General features: G+C 62.5%; 17 protein-coding genes. 3 read left to right on the forward strand and 14 right to left on the reverse strand.

Going from position 1 to position 14,699, the window contains the following annotated elements:
* Nucleotides 1–41: 41 nt before the first annotated feature.
* On the reverse strand, nt 42–776 hold the full coding sequence (locus tag A3AC_RS0105825; protein WP_025597855.1) for a GntR family transcriptional regulator: 735 nt from the start codon (nt 774–776) through the stop codon (nt 42–44).
* Between the two features lie 363 nt (nt 777–1,139).
* Here A3AC_RS0105825 and A3AC_RS0105830 point away from each other — a divergent pair, with 363 nt between their 5' ends.
* The gene (locus A3AC_RS0105830; RefSeq protein ID WP_025597856.1) at nt 1,140–2,066 is read left to right on the forward strand and encodes a helix-turn-helix domain-containing GNAT family N-acetyltransferase; all 927 of its coding nucleotides are present in this window, start codon (nt 1,140–1,142) and stop codon (nt 2,064–2,066) included.
* A gap of 9 nt (nt 2,067–2,075) precedes the next feature.
* Here A3AC_RS0105830 and A3AC_RS0105835 read toward each other — a convergent pair whose 3' ends face one another.
* A complete protein-coding gene (locus tag A3AC_RS0105835; protein WP_025597857.1) occupies nt 2,076–2,888 on the reverse strand; it encodes a MetQ/NlpA family ABC transporter substrate-binding protein in 813 nt (270 codons plus the stop codon).
* A gap of 270 nt (nt 2,889–3,158) precedes the next feature.
* On the opposite strand from A3AC_RS0105835, the gene A3AC_RS0105840 reads away from it, so the two are divergent.
* Nucleotides 3,159–3,449 carry a YciI family protein gene (locus A3AC_RS0105840; protein ID WP_025597858.1) on the forward strand — a complete coding sequence of 97 codons (291 nt, stop codon included), beginning with the start codon at nt 3,159–3,161 and terminating at the stop codon, nt 3,447–3,449.
* A gap of 113 nt (nt 3,450–3,562) precedes the next feature.
* Here the strand turns inward: A3AC_RS0105840 and A3AC_RS0105845 are convergent, their stop codons facing one another.
* From A3AC_RS0105845 to A3AC_RS0105865, 5 genes are all read right to left on the reverse strand, one after another.
* Nucleotides 3,563–4,180 carry an SCO family protein gene (locus tag A3AC_RS0105845; protein ID WP_025597859.1) on the reverse strand — a complete coding sequence of 206 codons (618 nt, stop codon included), beginning with the start codon at nt 4,178–4,180 and terminating at the stop codon, nt 3,563–3,565.
* 5 nt (nt 4,181–4,185) lie between these two features.
* The gene (cyoE, locus tag A3AC_RS0105850; RefSeq protein ID WP_025597860.1) at nt 4,186–5,091 is read right to left on the reverse strand and encodes a heme o synthase; all 906 of its coding nucleotides are present in this window, start codon (nt 5,089–5,091) and stop codon (nt 4,186–4,188) included.
* A 6-nt stretch (nt 5,092–5,097) separates the two neighbouring features.
* The gene (locus tag A3AC_RS0105855) at nt 5,098–6,207 is read right to left on the reverse strand and encodes a COX15/CtaA family protein (RefSeq protein ID WP_025597861.1); all 1,110 of its coding nucleotides are present in this window, start codon (nt 6,205–6,207) and stop codon (nt 5,098–5,100) included.
* A 22-nt stretch (nt 6,208–6,229) separates the two neighbouring features.
* Nucleotides 6,230–6,919 (reverse strand): SCO family protein, encoded by a 690-nt coding sequence (locus A3AC_RS0105860; RefSeq protein WP_025597862.1) that lies wholly within the window; start codon nt 6,917–6,919, stop codon nt 6,230–6,232.
* Between the two features lie 67 nt (nt 6,920–6,986).
* Nucleotides 6,987–7,703 carry an SURF1 family protein gene (locus A3AC_RS0105865; protein ID WP_025597863.1) on the reverse strand — a complete coding sequence of 239 codons (717 nt, stop codon included), beginning with the start codon at nt 7,701–7,703 and terminating at the stop codon, nt 6,987–6,989.
* Between the two features lie 111 nt (nt 7,704–7,814).
* Between A3AC_RS0105865 and A3AC_RS0105870 the strand changes: the two genes are divergently transcribed.
* Nucleotides 7,815–8,024, forward strand: coding sequence for a twin transmembrane helix small protein (locus A3AC_RS0105870; RefSeq protein WP_006048064.1), 210 nt, complete (start codon nt 7,815–7,817; stop codon nt 8,022–8,024).
* Between the two features lie 278 nt (nt 8,025–8,302).
* Here A3AC_RS0105870 and A3AC_RS0105875 read toward each other — a convergent pair whose 3' ends face one another.
* The 7 genes from A3AC_RS0105875 to A3AC_RS0105905 all read right to left on the reverse strand — a co-directional run bounded on the left by A3AC_RS0105875 (nt 8,303) and on the right by A3AC_RS0105905 (nt 14,426).
* Complete coding sequence (locus A3AC_RS0105875; RefSeq protein ID WP_025597864.1) at nt 8,303–9,160, reverse strand: cytochrome c oxidase subunit 3; 858 nt, start codon at nt 9,158–9,160, stop codon at nt 8,303–8,305.
* Nucleotides 9,161–9,291: 131 nt separating this feature from the next.
* Nucleotides 9,292–9,510: a DUF2970 domain-containing protein gene (locus A3AC_RS0105880; protein ID WP_025597865.1), complete on the reverse strand. Its 219-nt coding sequence runs from the start codon at nt 9,508–9,510 to the stop codon at nt 9,292–9,294.
* Nucleotides 9,511–9,539: 29 nt separating this feature from the next.
* Nucleotides 9,540–10,154 (reverse strand): cytochrome c oxidase assembly protein, encoded by a 615-nt coding sequence (locus A3AC_RS0105885; protein WP_025597866.1) that lies wholly within the window; start codon nt 10,152–10,154, stop codon nt 9,540–9,542.
* A gap of 43 nt (nt 10,155–10,197) precedes the next feature.
* Nucleotides 10,198–10,332 carry a cytochrome oxidase small assembly protein gene (locus A3AC_RS30915; protein WP_015001523.1) on the reverse strand — a complete coding sequence of 45 codons (135 nt, stop codon included), beginning with the start codon at nt 10,330–10,332 and terminating at the stop codon, nt 10,198–10,200.
* A gap of 244 nt (nt 10,333–10,576) precedes the next feature.
* Nucleotides 10,577–12,190, reverse strand: a complete 1,614-nt coding sequence (gene ctaD / locus A3AC_RS0105895) for a cytochrome c oxidase subunit I (RefSeq protein WP_025597867.1) — start codon at nt 12,188–12,190, stop codon at nt 10,577–10,579.
* 43 nt (nt 12,191–12,233) lie between these two features.
* On the reverse strand, nt 12,234–13,880 hold the full coding sequence (gene coxB / locus A3AC_RS0105900; protein WP_025597868.1) for a cytochrome c oxidase subunit II: 1,647 nt from the start codon (nt 13,878–13,880) through the stop codon (nt 12,234–12,236).
* 72 nt (nt 13,881–13,952) lie between these two features.
* Nucleotides 13,953–14,426 carry a DUF2244 domain-containing protein gene (locus A3AC_RS0105905; RefSeq protein ID WP_025597869.1) on the reverse strand — a complete coding sequence of 158 codons (474 nt, stop codon included), beginning with the start codon at nt 14,424–14,426 and terminating at the stop codon, nt 13,953–13,955.
* Nucleotides 14,427–14,699 lie beyond the last annotated feature (273 nt).

Consider the following 14,699-nt stretch of genomic DNA (forward strand, 5'->3'; position numbering starts at 1 on the left):
AGCACAACCCGCGCGGCTCGCGCGGCGCACCGCGGCGCGGCTTAAGTGCGCAACTCAGCGACGAAGTCGTAGTAGTCGTCGCGGCAATAGGTGTCCGTCAACTCGATCGCGCGCTGGTCGGCGCTATAACCGATACGAGTGATGACCAGCAACGCCGAGCGCGGTTCGATATCCATGAGTGAAGCGATCTCGCTCGACGCGTTGACCGCGCGAAAGTGCTGCAGCGCGCGCACGACGGCCGCGCCGCGTTGTTCCAGATAGCTGTAAAGCGAGACGCCGATGGCAAGCGGATCGGGAACGACGGCGACCGGCAGCGCCGAGTGTTCGACCGCCATCACGATGCCGTCCGCGCGACGCAGGCGCCGCAGGCTCGCCACCGAGGCGCCCGGCGACAAGCCGAGGTGCACCAGCTCGTCGCGATTGGCGGCGCGGATGTCGCGCTCGAGCCATACCGAGTCCGGCCGGAAGCCGCGCTGCTGCATTTTCTTGGTGAAGCCGGTGAGCCGCGACAGCGGATCTTCAACGCGAGGCGTGATGAAGCTGCCAGCGCCCCGCGCGCGCCGGATCAGGCCTTGCTCGACCAGCAGCTCGATCGCCTTGCGTGCGGTGATGCGTGATACGCCGATTGCGTCGGACAGCGTGCGCTCCGAAGGCAGCGCCTCACCCGCCGACCATACGCCGCAGTGGATTGCCGTCGCCAGATTGCGCGCAAGCTGCAGATACAGCGGCGTGACGTTGCGAGCGTCAGGCATGAGTGCGGACCAGCGAGTTTCCATGGCGCTCCGGGCGGCTGTCGAGAATTCGGCCTGCAGAAAAGAGAGCCCATTATATAACCACAATAATACCAGTCAACAAACTGGTTATACGTTGGCTCGGCCTGCGGAAAGCCTTGTCGCACAAGCGTTTTGCTCGGATAAGGCGCTATTGTGTCGCCGGTTTGCGAGCCCAGGATTTACCCGTATTCGAGATAGGAAAGAAGTGTCTGTGGCCAATTGCGGACCAATTCCAGAGGTGTGAGGTCATGCTCGCTGCGGCCTCTTTGATACCCGTCAATCAAGCTCACGGGCACGCGCCTTTGTTTATAAGGACGCGTTCCAATATAGTGATACGCGAATGCATAAAAAAACGGAGATCAGCATTTGACCGATTCCGAGGCGCTGCAGCGGGCCCAGGCAGTCCGCCGCTTCAATCGCTTTTACACGCGGCTTATCGGAGCTCTGCACGAACACCTGGCTCAGAGCTCCTTCTCGCTGACCGAGGTGCGCGTGCTGCACGAGCTGTCGCGTGGACGCGCGCAGACGGCGTCGGTGCTCGGCCGTGCGCTGGGACTGGACAGTGGTTATCTGAGCCGCTTACTCACCAATTTTGAACGACGCGATCTCATCACGCGCCGGCCGTCCGAGACGGACGCGCGCCAGTCGTTGATCGCACTCACACATAACGGCCACGCGGCTTACGCACCGCTCGACGCCGCCGCCAATCAGGAAGTGCTCGAGTTGCTGGACAAGCTCAGCGAAGCATCGCAGGAGCAGTTGATTGCCGCGATGAACGTCGTCGAAAGGCTGCTTGGCGACAAGCCGCCGCATGACGCTGTGGAACTACGGGCGCCGCGCGCCGGCGAATGCGGCTGGATCGTGCATCGGCAGGCGCAGTGGTTTGCCGCCCAATACGGATGGGACGAGTCGTTCGAGGGACTGCTCGCGCGCGTGGTTGCCGACTACACGCAGCGCAACGATACGGTGCGCGAAGTCTGCGTCGTTGCGGATCAGCACGGCACGGTGGTTGGCGCGGTATGCGTCGTCGCGGTATCGACGACGGTCGCCGGCGTGCGGCTCCTGTGGGTCGAACCGGACCTGCAGCGCCGTGGCATCGCCACTCGCTTAATGACAGAAGCAACACGCTTTGCGCGGCGCGCGGGTTATACGAAGTTGACGCTGACCACGGCCAGCACGCTGGAACAGGCGCGGCGCCTGTGCGAGCGCGCCGGTTTCGAGCTCGTCAACGCGGCGCCGGAGCGCCGTTTCGGCAAGGACCTGATGATCGAGCGCTGGGAGCTCGGCCTGTAGGAGGCTGCCTTAGAACGACGGCACCACCGAACCCTTGAACTGCGTCTTGATGAACTGGCGCACGTCTTCCGACTGGTACGCGGCCACCAGCTTCTTCACCCACGGCTTGTCCTTGTCCTGCGTGCGCACGGCGATCAGGTTCGCGTACGGGCTGTGAATGTCCTCGAGTGCGATTGCGTCTTTGGTCGGCTGCAGGCCGGCGGCCAGCGCGAAGTTGGTGTTGATCGCGGCTGCGTCGACATCCGCGAGCGAGCGCGGCAACTGCGCGGCATCCAGTTCGACGAGCTTGATCTTCTTCGGATTGTCGGCCACGTCGAGCGCCGTCGCGTTATTGCCGTTCGTGCCCGCGCCCGCCTTGAGCTTGATCACGCCTTGCGCTTGCAGGAGGAGCAGCGCACGGTTCTCGTTCGACGGATCGTTCGGCACCGCGACCTTCGCACCCTGCGGCAGATCCTTCACCGACTTCAGCTTCTTCGAGTAGATGCCGAGCGGCGAAATGTACGTGAGCCCCGCGCTGACAATCTTGTAGCCGCGCTGCTTGATCTGGCTGTCGAGATACGGCTGGTGCTGGAAGCTGTTGGCGTCGAGGTCGCCCGCGTCGAGCGCGGCGTTCGGCTGCACGTAGTCGTTGAATTCCACGACCTTCACGTTCAGGCCTTCACGCCTGGCCACTTTCGTGACGACTTCCCAGATCTGCGCATCCGGCCCGCTGATGGTACCGACCTTGATGGCTTTGTCGTCGGCATGAGCGCCGAAGCTGGTGACGATCGCCGCGCCGGCGATCACTGCGGAGAGGGCTTTGAGGATGTTTCTGCGCTGCATGTAATTCTCGCTGTTTCTGAACGGATCCATTGGAAAACGGATTCGGGTGATAGCCGGAGACCGCTGCTAACCACACACATGTGCCGCGCAAATGACGTGGCGCCGCCGGCTGGACCGTAAATCGTCTCACATGCTGCGCAAGATGGGAAATACCGCAATCGCATATGAGTATGCGATGCACGCTGGCGAATGAGCCGCGCGGTGGCCGATAATTGCAGACGTTGCCGCGAGTTCCGCGGCATGTTCATTTGCGTGCGAGGACGCCCATCCATGTATGTCATCAACCTGATCTACACCGCGCCGCTCGAGCGGATCGACGACGCGCTGGAAGCGCATCGCGCGTTTGTGGCAAAGCAGTTTGAGGACGGTGTGTTCGTTGCCGCCGGCCCGAAAGTGCCGCGCGACGGCGGCATCATTCTGGCGGTGCGCATAGAGCGCGACAGACTCGACGCGATTCTCGCGACCGATCCGTTCGCCGTCCACAAACTCGCGCGTTATGAGGTGACGGAGTTCAAGACCACGCGGCTTGCGCCGGGGTTTAATCTGCCGATACCCGCTTGAGGTTATTGGGCGGCCGCGCGAATTTGCTATGGCTGCGGCGCGGTTTTCGCACCGCTGTTACCGCGCGTCGTGCCGCATTCATGCGGCTCTCTCCGCTCGAATTGGACGCCGCGTCAGTCGAGCAGCAGCTTGATGTCGTGAACCCAGGGCGCGGCGCCCTGGCCGTCGCGCGCGAAGAGGCGTAGCTTGCCGTCGGTGTCGAACACGTAGCTCGCCGCGGTGTGGTCCATTGTGTAGCTGTCGGGCGTCTTGCCCGGCACTTTCGCGTAGTAGATGCGGAAATCTTTCGTTACCTTCTTGACCTGTGCATCGTCCGCGGGACGCAGGCCGACGAAGGTCGGATTGAACGCCGGCACATATTGCGCAAGCAGCGCGGCGGTATCGCGTTCGGGATCGACGGTGACGAACAGCACCTGCACCCGCTTCGCATCTTCGGGGCCCAGTTGCTGCAGCGCTTGCGAGAGCTCGGCCATGGTGGTCGGACACACGTCCGGGCAATGCGTATAGCCGAAGAACAGCACGACCACCTTGCCCTTGTAATCCGCCATTGTGCGAATCTTGCCGGACGTATCCGGCAGCGAAAAGTTGCTGCCGAACTGCGCGTTGCCGGTAATGTCCAGGTTCTGGAATGCCGGCTGCTCTTTGCCGCAACCGGCGACGAACAACGCGCCGCCGAGCGCGCAGGCAATCACAGCAGCACGCGCCGCGCGCGCGAAGCGGGTATCGAACATAGGGATTACGCGCCGATCAGAACGCGCACATAGTGGTCGACCAGCAGCGCCGCGAATAGCAGCGACAGATAGACGATCGAATAACGGAAGGTTCGGCGCGCCAGATCGTCCGAATACTCGCGGTAGATCTTCCACGCATAGGCGAGAAACACCGCGCCCAGCAAGACGGCCGCGGCAAGGTACACAACGCCGCTCATGCCGGAAATGAACGGCATCATCGTGACGGCGAAGAGAATCACCGTGTAAAGCAGGATGTGCAAGCGCGTGTACTTCTCGCCGTGCGTGTTCGGCAGCATGGGCAGGCCGGCGTTTTCGTAGTCTTTGCGGCGATAGAGCGCGAGCGCCCAGAAGTGCGGCGGGGTCCATACGAAAATGATCAGCACGAGAATCCACGCGTCGCCCGGCAGGTGGCCAGTCACGGCCGCCCAGCCGAGCGCCGGCGGCATGGCGCCCGACGCGCCGCCGATCACGATGTTTTGCGGCGTGGCCGGCTTGAGCAGCAGCGTGTAGATGACCGCATAGCCGACGAAGGTAGCGAGCGTGAGCCACATGGTGAGCGGATTCGCGAACGTGTAGAGCGTCCACATGCCGAGGCCGCCGAGCACGGCCGAGAACAGCAGAATTTGCGCAGTAGTGATTTCGCCGCGCGCCGACGGACGCCACGAGGTGCGCCGCATCTTCGCGTCGATCTTCTGCTCGACGAGGCAGTTGATTGCAAACGCGGCGCCGGCCAGCAACCAGATGCCGATAGTGCCGCCGATAAGAACGGTCCACGGCACCATGCCCGGCGTCGACAGAAACATGCCGATGACGGCGCAGAACACCGCAAGTTGCGTGACGCGCGGCTTGGTCAGTGCGATGTACTGGGACATCCGGCTGCCGGGCGTTTGGGAAAGTGTTGTGCTGTCCATGTGGAGTCACGCTGGCGCGGCATCGCGCGCGGGCAACACGGCGCGGCCGGGACGGCTATAAGCGATTCGAAAGTTTAACATAACGAGCAGCAGCAACAGGACCGCCGCGCCGCCGTTATGAGCTACCGCAATAGGCAGCGGCCATTGCAGAACGATGTTTGACAACCCGGTGACGAACTGGACCAGCACCACCAGCAATACGCCGTCCGCCGGACGCCGCAGCGACTCGAAGCGGCGCAGCCTCAGCGCAAACCAGACGAGGTAGGCAATCACGACGAACGCGAACGTTCGATGCGTCCAGTGGATGGCGACCAGCGCGTCCTGCGTGATCATGTCGCCGTCGCCTGTCATGCCGAGCGCGCGCCACAGGTGGAAGCCGTGAGTGAAGTCCATGGACGGGACCCATTGTCCATTGCACGTGGGGAAGTCCGTGCACGCGAGTACCGCATAGTTCGTGCTCACCCAGCCACCCAGCGCGATCTGCGCGATCAGCAGCACGAGCCCGGCGAGGGCCGCGGCACGCCAGCGCGCCGCCTCCGGCTCGTAGGCGGGCAGCGGCGTTTGCCGCGCGGCGAGCCAGCCGAGCGTGCCCAGCAGAGCGAGACCGAGTAGCAGATGCGTCGTCACGATGACCGGCTGCAGTTTCATGGTCACCGTCCACGCCCCGAACGCGCCTTGCACGAGAATCAGAAGCAGCAGCGAAGTTGGCCACCACGGCGACACGTGCAACGGCCGGCGCTTGATGCGCGCGACCCACGCGATGACCGTCTGCGCGATGATCAGCACGCCGATTGCCATTGCGAAGTAGCGGTGGATCATTTCGATCCAGGCCTTCGTCATGCTGACGGGGCCGGTGGGCATAGCCTGATGCGCGGCGGTGATGGCCGCGTGCGCGATAAACGGCGACGACGTGCCGTAGCAGCCGGGCCAGTCTGGACAACCAAGCCCGGAATCCGTGAGACGCGTGAAGCCGCCGAACATCACGAGGTCGAGCGTGAGAAACGTGGTGAGCCAGACGAGCTTGCGGAACTTGTTGTCGTCGGCCTTCACCCATACGTAGGACAGCGGCAACAACGCGATACACAAGCCGATCAGGCCCAATTGCAGTACGAACATCTTGATTACCCTTGTTGCGGCATCAGCCGATACGCGACCACTTCAGCAGTTTGGTCACGTCGCCTTTGATCTTGCTCGGGTTCGGATCTTTCGGGAAACGCATCATCAGATTGCCGTTCGGATCGACCATGTAGATATGGTCCGAAACTTTGGTGCCCTTGTCGACCGGCAGCCACGCCGATACCTGCGCCAGATCAGCAATCAGCATGTCCGTGTCCGGGTACGCCTTTTGTATCACGTCCGCGACGTTGCCTGCGTCCGTACGCAGCCACACTTCCACGACGCGCTCGCGTTCCGGGCCCTGCGCCGCGCGGATTTGCCGCATGAAGTAGAGCTTCGTGGCGCACGCCTTGTCGCACGAGCTGTTGTCGACGGAAATCAGCAGCCAGTGGCCGCGCAGCGAGGCGAGCTTCGCCGGCTTGCCGTCTTCGCCGGTGACGACGAGCGATTCGGGAATCGGCCGTTGCGGTTCGATGAGCGTGCCGTAGCTTGTGGTGCCGCCCGTCGGCTTGACCACGTAGTACATGAAGTACGAGATAGCGATCGGCGCGCCGCAGACGATGGCCAGCAGCAGCAGCATCCAGCGTCCGCTTTTCCACGAGCCCCGGCCGTTGGGTTGGCCGGGCATCGGCTTGACCGCAGCGCGCGTGGCGGCGGATTTCGTGCCGGCGGGCTTGCCGGATTGTGGCGAACGGGGAGATTGCGTGGACACTACATGACCTCTTTCAATGATTGTGCGGCTGGCGCCGAACTCCCGTGGAGCCGCGCAGCGCGCTGCATTACACACCGGGCGCGTGCTCTTTTCGGGCTGCGCGGCGCGCTGCGTACAGGCCGAACACCAGGGCCGCCGCCGCCATGCCCCACCACTGGAACATGTAGCCGTAATTGCGCTCGACGCCGCTCGTGGGAGCCGGCCAATCGCGCACGAGCCTGTCGCCGTCGTCGCTCAGTTGCTGGATCACGAACGGTTGCAAAGGCAGTCCGGTTTCAGCGGCGTATGCGGCAACGTCAAGATTCTGGCGAATCAACTGATGCGCGGCTGAACCGCCCTGGCCGAGCTCGTATGCGCGCGACGCATCCGCGCGCGCGATGCCCTCGATTTCGATCTCGCCCGAGGGCGTCGCGTACGGCGCGATCGTCTCGCGATTGTTCATATTGCGCGGCAACCATCCGCGGTTGACGAGCACATACCCGCCGTCGGCGAGTTTAAAGGGCATCACGACGTAAAAGCCCGGTTGATCGTTATACGGACGATTGTCGAGATACACGACCTTGTCCGCGACAAAGGTGCCACGGGCCTTCACGCGGTGAAATTCGATGTCTTTCAATGCCACCGGTGCTCCGGTGACGGGTAGAGCGGGCGCGTTTTCGAACTGCGTGATGCGCGCCTCGAGCGCTTCCTTCTGTTGCGCGCGCTCGCGCTGCCAGAAACCGAGCCGAACCGTCACCGCGACGACGAGCAGGATCAACAAGACGGGAACGAGCCGGAATTTCATCGACCGCACTCCAGGCTCGCGCCGCGCGTCGCGAGGAACGCGGGGCAAACGCCTGCGCGCGGTGAGATAATGACTATCTTGCCTTCGCGCTTTTCCGTTTCAGCAGGTTCCATGCACATTCTCGTTCCCATTGCCTTTGCACTGATCATCGCCAGCATGGTGTCAGCGCTGTACTTCATGATGCATGACAAGGGCAAAACCAAGCGGATGGTCTGGTCGCTCGCCACGCGAGTCGGACTGTCGATCTCGCTGTTCCTCTTCATCCTGTTCGCCTACTGGATGGGCTGGATTCACTCGACCGGTATTCCGTACGGGCGCTGAGTCCGGCGAAAGACTCCCGCTGCCCTGAATCGCTGCTTTAAACCGCAGCTTCAAACAAAAAGCCGCCCTGACAGGGTCGAGGGCGGCGCTGCATCCATTCTTCTCACCTGCTGCGGACGTTTCCGCGTACTGCTCGTTGCGTCGTGCTGCAGCGGCGTTTGTTTGCCGTACTTGCCGTACTTGCCGCGTTCGCGGCGCATCCCGAAAGACGCTACGCGACAGCCCGCGCACGGTGGTCCGCATTAGCGCGGACCTGGCCCGGCGCGGTCGCGCCAGTCTTACAGCCAGTACACGACGACGTACAGTCCGAGCCAGACCACGTCCACGAAGTGCCAGTACCAGGCCGCGCCTTCGAACGCGAAGTGGTGATCCGCCGTGAAGTGTCCGCGGATCATGCGCACCAGCACCACCGCCAGCATCGTGCCGCCGAGGAACACGTGAAAACCGTGGAAGCCGGTCAGCAGGAAGAACGTGGAGCCATACACGCCCGAAGCCAGCGTCAGGTTCAGTTCGTTATACGCGTGGAAATATTCGAAGCCCTGCAGGAACAGGAAGCAGACACCGAGCACGAGCGTAGCGGCCAGCCAGACAATCGCCTTCCTGCGATGATTTTCACGCAGCGCGTGGTGCGACACCGTCAGCGTGGCGCCCGACGACAGCAGCAACGCCGTGTTGATGGTCGGCACCGGCCAGGGCGTCATCGACTTGAAGGTCGACACGAGCGACGCGGGGCCGTTGTTCGGCCACACCGCCGAGAAGTCCGGCCAGATCAGCTTGTAGTCGAGGCTTGCCAGTTCGTGCAGCGCGATGGCGCGTGCGTAAAACAGCGCGCCGAAGAAAGCGCCAAAGAACATGACTTCTGAGAAGATGAACCAGCTCATGCTCCAGCGGTACGACTTGTCGACGTTCTTGCCGTACATGCCGCCTTCGGACTCGGCGATTGCGTCGCCGAACCAGTGCCACAACGTAAACAGCAGCCACAACAGACCGACGACAACACCGATCGGCGCCAGTTCATGTTCGTTGATCCAGGCCGCCAGCGATCCAAGCATGATCAGCAAGCCAACAGCGGCGCTGATCGGATGCCGCGACGGATGCGGTACGAAATAGTACGGGCTCTCGTTTTGACCGCTCATTCTTGATTCTCCACTTCAGTCCAGTTGTTCCGGAAGGTCCGGCTGCATCTTCGACGGCGCGTCTGTACCGCACCGCTTCACTCTAATTCGTGGGCGCCCAGCGCCCGGCCCTGCTTCGTGCCCGCGCCGGGTCAGCCGTGCTGGCCGACCACGGCGCGTACCACCAGAATCAGCACGCCGATGAAAATGGCCGTGCTGATCAGCGCGGCGATAATCACATGCAGCGGGTTCAACTGCGTCGCGTCGCTTTCGAGATCGCGCCGCTTGCGCACCCCAAAGAACGACCAGAACACCGCCCGCATCGACTGGCCAAAGCTGCTCTTGCGCGGGCCGCCGCTGTTATCGCTCATGTTGTCTTCCTTCGCCCGGGCTTTGGCCGTCAGGCGGGATTGGCGGACGTTGCCGCCGTCTCGGCCGGGAGCGCCGCGCTTCCGACCTTTGCCGTTGCCGGCGTGTTCAACTCGAAGAACGTGTACGACAACGTGATCGTTTTCACATCCCTCGGCAGCTTCGGATCGACGACGAACACAACCGGCATGCGCTTCGTCTCGTTCGCCTTCAACGTCTGCTGCGTAAAGCAGAAACACTCAATCTTCTTGAAGTACTCGGTCGCCTGCTTCGGCGCATAGCTCGGAATGGCTTGCGCCTGAATTGTGCGCGCCTGTTCGTTGCTCACCTCGTACATGACCGTCATCACTTCGCCCGGATGCACGTCCAGACTGTGCTGCTCCGGCTTGAAACCCAGCGGGCCGCGCGCGTTCGCATCGAATTCGATCGAAATCGTGCGGCTCATGTCGACCTGCGTATTCTTTGCCTCGCGCGCCGTCGCATCGCGCTGCACGAGGTTGTTGATACCGGTGATCTGACAGATCGCGCGGTACATCGGCACCAGCGCAAATCCAAAACCGAACATCATCAACGCGACGACGAACAGCTTGATCAGCATCGAACGGTTAAAAGAGCGATCGGCCTGAGCCGGCGGCTGCGTCGACATCTCAATCCTCAACAAACCTGCAAACGAGGCTTACCCGTTTTGGTCAGGAAAACCAGCCCTGATTGACGATGACAGCGGCGAAAAAAACCGCTGCGATGGCAAGCAGCACGAGACCTAACCGCCTGTTGCTCGCGCGAATCTGCTCCGGCGTACGTCTTTCCTGTGGATTGCGCGTCATGCTCACGTTTCTGAATACCGTTTTACTGCGCTTGTTACGGTGACTGGTGCTGCGCTGGTTACGGCGACCATCACCGCAACTGTTACCGCAACTGTTACCGCCGCGGTTACCGCCGCGGTTACTGCAACGATTGCCGCGGCGGCTACTGCTACGGCTACTGCTTTATCACTGCCCTTGCCGCTGCTGCCCGGTTCCTAAGCGGCAAGACCGCCGCTGTGGAACCGGGTACTTCGCCCCACGCCGATTACTCGACGGTCGGCGGGTTTTCGAACGTGTGGAACGGAGCCGGGCTCGGCACGGTCCATTCGAGGCCCGTTGCGCCGTCCCACGGCTTGTCGCCGGCCTTTTCGTGATCGCCGCCGCCGCGATAAGCGGGCAGCGCAACCGCGAACAGGAAGTAGACCTGAGCGAGACCAAAGCCAAACGCGCCGATCGAGATCACCTGGTTCCAGTCCGTGAACTGCGCCGGGTAGTCGGCGTAACGACGCGGCATACCCGCAAGGCCCACGAAGTGCATCGGCAGGAACGCGAGGTTGAAGAAGAACAGCGACGCCCAGAAGTGGATCTTGCCGCGCGTTTCGTTGTACATCCAGCCGGTCCACTTCGGCGCCCAGTAATACCAGCCGGCGAAGAGCGCGAAGAGCGACCCCGCTACCAGCACATAGTGGAAATGCGCCACCACGAAGTAGGTACCGTGGTACTGGATGTCGAGCGGCGCCATGGCGAGCATCAGGCCCGACAGCCCGCCGAACGTGAACACGATCAGGAAGCCCACCGCGAACAGCATCGGCGTTTCGAACGAAAGCGAACCGCGCCACATCGTCGCGACCCAGTTGAACACCTTCACGCCCGTCGGCACCGCGATCAGCATGGTCGCGTACATGAAGAACAGCTGGCCCGTCACCGGCATGCCCGTTGCGAACATGTGGTGCGCCCAGACCATGAACGACAGAATCGCAATCGACGACGTTGCGTACACCATCGAGCTATAACCGAACAGCGGCTTGCGCGAGAACGCCGGAATCACCTGCGACACGATCCCGAACGCCGGCAAGATCATGATGTACACCTCGGGGTGCCCGAAGAACCAGAAGATATGCTGGTACATGACCGGGTCGCCGCCGCCCGCCGCGTTAAAGAACGACGTGCCGAAGTGACGATCGAACAGCACCATGGTGATCGCGCCTGCCAGAACCGGCATCACGGCAATCAGCAGGTACGCGGTGATCAGCCAGGTCCAGACGAACATCGGCATCTTCATGAGCGTGAGGCCCGGCGCGCGCATGTTCAAAATCGTCACGACGATGTTGATCCCGCCCATGATCGACGAGGCACCCATCAGGTGGACTGCGAAAATCGCGAAGTCCATGCCCGGGCCCATCTGCGTGGAGAGCGGCGCGTAGAGCGTCCAGCCCGCGGCGGTCGCGCCGCCAGGCGAGAAGAACGAACCGACCAGCAGAACAGCCGCCACCGGCAGAAGCCAGAAGCTGAAGTTGTTCATACGGGCGAAAGCCATGTCCGATGCGCCGATCTGCAGCGGCACCATCCAGTTCGCGAAGCCGACGAACGCCGGCATGATCGCGCCGAACACCATGATGAGGCCGTGCATGGTGGTCAACTGGTTGAAGAACTCGGGGCGCATGATCTGCAGGCCCGGCTCGAACAGCTCGGCACGGATCATCAGCGCCATCACGCCCCCGGAAAGGAACATGGTGAACGAGAAGATCAGGTACAGCGTACCGATGTCCTTGTGGTTGGTTGCGAACAGCCAACGACGCCAGCCGTGCGGCGTTTCGTGGGCATGGTCGCCGTGCACGTGCTCGTGGCCCGCGACTACATCGTGTCCGATGCTAGACATGACAATCTCCTAAAGCGAATACTGCGGTGCTGACCGTGACACGTCAGGCAGCCGGGCTGGCAGCCGCGCTGATCTGAACACGGCGAGCTTCTTTTGCGTCGCTGCCGCCCGTGATCGTTTCCGGCTTCTTCAAAATAATATGGTCTTCGGCGATGCCGGCTGCTTTCAACGCGTCGCGCACGGCTTCCGCGCGGCTCTTTGCGAGCTTCGCGTTGGTCTCGGCCGAGCCGGTGGCGTCGGTGAAGCCCGACAGCGAGAACTTCGCATCCGGATGCGCCTTCGCATACGCCGCGGCTGCCTCGACCGCCGCTTTCGCGTCTGCGGGCAGCGTGCTCTTGCCGGTTTCGAAGTAGACGCTTGCCGGCAGCGCGGCTTGCGATGCACCCGCGCTTTCCGAGCCTGCCGCAGCGGGCTGCGCGCCCGATGCTTCCGAAGCCGCAGCGCCCGAGGCCGCTGCGGCGCCGCTTGCCGCCGCGCCTGCGTCGGCCAGATGGTTGCCGCCTTCGGGCAGTTTGCCGTTACGTGCGTCCGCGACCTGCTTCGGCTGGAGAATGTCGCCTGTGTGGTTGCCCCACGAGTTGCGCTCGAACGTGACGACCGAAGCGATTTCGACGTCGTTCAGCGTAGGCGCCCACGAAGGCATCGCGTTCTTGCCCTTCAGCACGATGCTCACATGCTCGGCGATCGCGCCGTTGGCGACCTTGCTGCCGTCAAGCGCGGGGAACGCGCCTGCGCCCTTGCCCGTCGGCTGATGGCAGACCGCGCAGTTCGCCGCGTAGACCTTGCCGCCGCGCTCCATCAACTCGGCCATCGTATAAGTCTTGTTCGGATCGTCCTGACCCGCGGCCATTTTCTTCTTCTGCGCGTCGACCCACTTCGCGTAGTCGTCGGTGGAGAGCACCTCGACCACAACCGGCATGAACGCGTGTTCCTTGCCGCAGAGTTCAGTACAGAAGCCGCGGAACGTGCCCACCTTCTCAGCCTTGAACCACGTGTCGCGCACGAAGCCCGGAATCGCGTCCTGCTTCACGCCGAAGGCCGGCACGTACCAGGAGTGAACCACGTCGTTCGCGGTGGTGATGATGCGAATTTTCTTGCCGACCGGCACGACGAGCGGATTGTCGACTTCCTGCAGGTACGTAGTGGAAATCGGTTGACGGCCGTCGGTTTGCGCACGCGGCGTGGCCAGCGTGGACAGGAAGCTGATGCCCTCGCCCGGACCCTTCACGTAGTCGTAGCCCCACTTCCACTGGTAGCCGGTGACCTTGATGGTGACGTCGGCGTTGGTCGTGTCCTTCATCGCGACGACCGTCCTGGTGGCGGGCAGCGCCATCAACACGACGATGATGAACGGCACGATCGTCCAGATGATTTCGACGGTGGTGCTTTCGTGGAAATTCGAAGCCTTGTGTCCTTTCGATTTGCGGTGAGCGAAGATCGAATAGAACATCACAGCGAACACGCCGACGAAAATCACCGTGCACAAAATCAGCATCAACGTGTGGAGGCTGTAGAGCTCCTCAGCGATTCTCGTCGCAGGCGGCTGGAGATTGATCTCGTTGACGGCGGGGCCGCCCGGAACATCGCCCACTGCCAGGGCGGCACCGGCGAAAAGCAGTCCGCTCATCGCCAGCACGCCCATGAGCGCTCGCTTGATTGTTTTCATAGCTTCCTTACCCAAAATTTCCATTCAAACCCTCGACCCCGCTGGCCCGCTGACCCCGTTCATCCGCTGCCCCGAACCGCGCATGTCTGCGCGCGTCTAACAGTGCGCGAGCCACATCCGCAATTCGCCGGCGAACTGCGCGCGCCGGTGCTGCGCGAGGTGCTGCCCGATCAGGACAGTCTCGCCGCGCGAAACCAGCCTGATCTGATCTCGCGGTGTTGCGCCAGCCTCGATCCGCACCCAGCGCGGATTGAACTCGAACTGCGTGACCTGCTCGGCGCTCACCTGTTCGATCACGAGCCGGTTCGGAAACAGCCGGATGCGTTCGTAATCGACAGCATGACGCGCATATATGGCGAACGCGACGCCCACCGCCAGCAATTCGATACCGGTGAACGGCAACACCAGCCAGGCGCCGACCAGAACCAGCATGAAAGCAATTGCCAACGAGAACAACGCAAGCGACACGTAGAAACATATGAACTGCCGCGGCGACATGGAACAGTTGCGTTTCATCGTCCAGTCCTTGAGGACCGGTTCTGAATCCGCCAGCAGATCAGATGCTTCCATCGCTGCCTCCCGCCGATCGTCCCAAAGGCCGCCTGCGATCGCCCGAGCAGAGCCTCGTGTTCCGGCCGCCTGAGCCCTACCGCGCCAACTCGTCTTGCGGCCGTTTGCCTCGGGCCTGCCGCCCCAAATGTGGGAACTCCGGGCGACAAACTGACGCATTATAGGCGCGATCCATAGCATCCACAAGCAAGCCCCGCCTGCCTCACAAGCCAGGCGCGACAAGCCTCCGCGCCGTTTTGCCGCACCTTTTGCACGTGTCTGGAAACGGTAATT

The organism is Burkholderia sp. WSM2230 (genome assembly GCF_000472445.1).
In the GTDB taxonomy this organism is placed as follows: domain Bacteria; phylum Pseudomonadota; class Gammaproteobacteria; order Burkholderiales; family Burkholderiaceae; genus Paraburkholderia.

What these genes read in the sequence shown, in the direction of transcription:
- A3AC_RS0105825 (WP_025597855.1), bottom strand. Translation starts at nt 776, where the DNA reads ATGGAAACTCGCTGGTCCGCACTCATGCCTGACGCTCGCAACGTCACG.
- A3AC_RS0105835 (WP_025597857.1), bottom strand. Translation starts at nt 2,888, where the DNA reads ATGCAGCGCAGAAACATCCTCAAAGCCCTCTCCGCAGTGATCGCCGGC.
- A3AC_RS0105840 (WP_025597858.1), top strand. Translation starts at nt 3,159, where the DNA reads ATGTATGTCATCAACCTGATCTACACCGCGCCGCTCGAGCGGATCGAC.
- A3AC_RS0105845 (WP_025597859.1), bottom strand. Translation starts at nt 4,180, where the DNA reads ATGTTCGATACCCGCTTCGCGCGCGCGGCGCGTGCTGCTGTGATTGCC.
- cyoE (WP_025597860.1), bottom strand. Translation starts at nt 5,091, where the DNA reads ATGGACAGCACAACACTTTCCCAAACGCCCGGCAGCCGGATGTCCCAG.
- A3AC_RS0105855 (WP_025597861.1), bottom strand. Translation starts at nt 6,207, where the DNA reads ATGTTCGTACTGCAATTGGGCCTGATCGGCTTGTGTATCGCGTTGTTG.
- A3AC_RS0105865 (WP_025597863.1), bottom strand. Translation starts at nt 7,703, where the DNA reads ATGAAATTCCGGCTCGTTCCCGTCTTGTTGATCCTGCTCGTCGTCGCG.
- A3AC_RS0105870 (WP_006048064.1), top strand. Translation starts at nt 7,815, where the DNA reads ATGCACATTCTCGTTCCCATTGCCTTTGCACTGATCATCGCCAGCATG.
- A3AC_RS0105875 (WP_025597864.1), bottom strand. Translation starts at nt 9,160, where the DNA reads ATGAGCGGTCAAAACGAGAGCCCGTACTATTTCGTACCGCATCCGTCG.
- A3AC_RS0105880 (WP_025597865.1), bottom strand. Translation starts at nt 9,510, where the DNA reads ATGAGCGATAACAGCGGCGGCCCGCGCAAGAGCAGCTTTGGCCAGTCG.
- A3AC_RS0105885 (WP_025597866.1), bottom strand. Translation starts at nt 10,154, where the DNA reads ATGTCGACGCAGCCGCCGGCTCAGGCCGATCGCTCTTTTAACCGTTCG.
- A3AC_RS30915 (WP_015001523.1), bottom strand. Translation starts at nt 10,332, where the DNA reads ATGACGCGCAATCCACAGGAAAGACGTACGCCGGAGCAGATTCGCGCG.
- ctaD (WP_025597867.1), bottom strand. Translation starts at nt 12,190, where the DNA reads ATGTCTAGCATCGGACACGATGTAGTCGCGGGCCACGAGCACGTGCAC.
- coxB (WP_025597868.1), bottom strand. Translation starts at nt 13,880, where the DNA reads ATGGAAATTTTGGGTAAGGAAGCTATGAAAACAATCAAGCGAGCGCTC.
- A3AC_RS0105905 (WP_025597869.1), bottom strand. Translation starts at nt 14,426, where the DNA reads ATGGAAGCATCTGATCTGCTGGCGGATTCAGAACCGGTCCTCAAGGAC.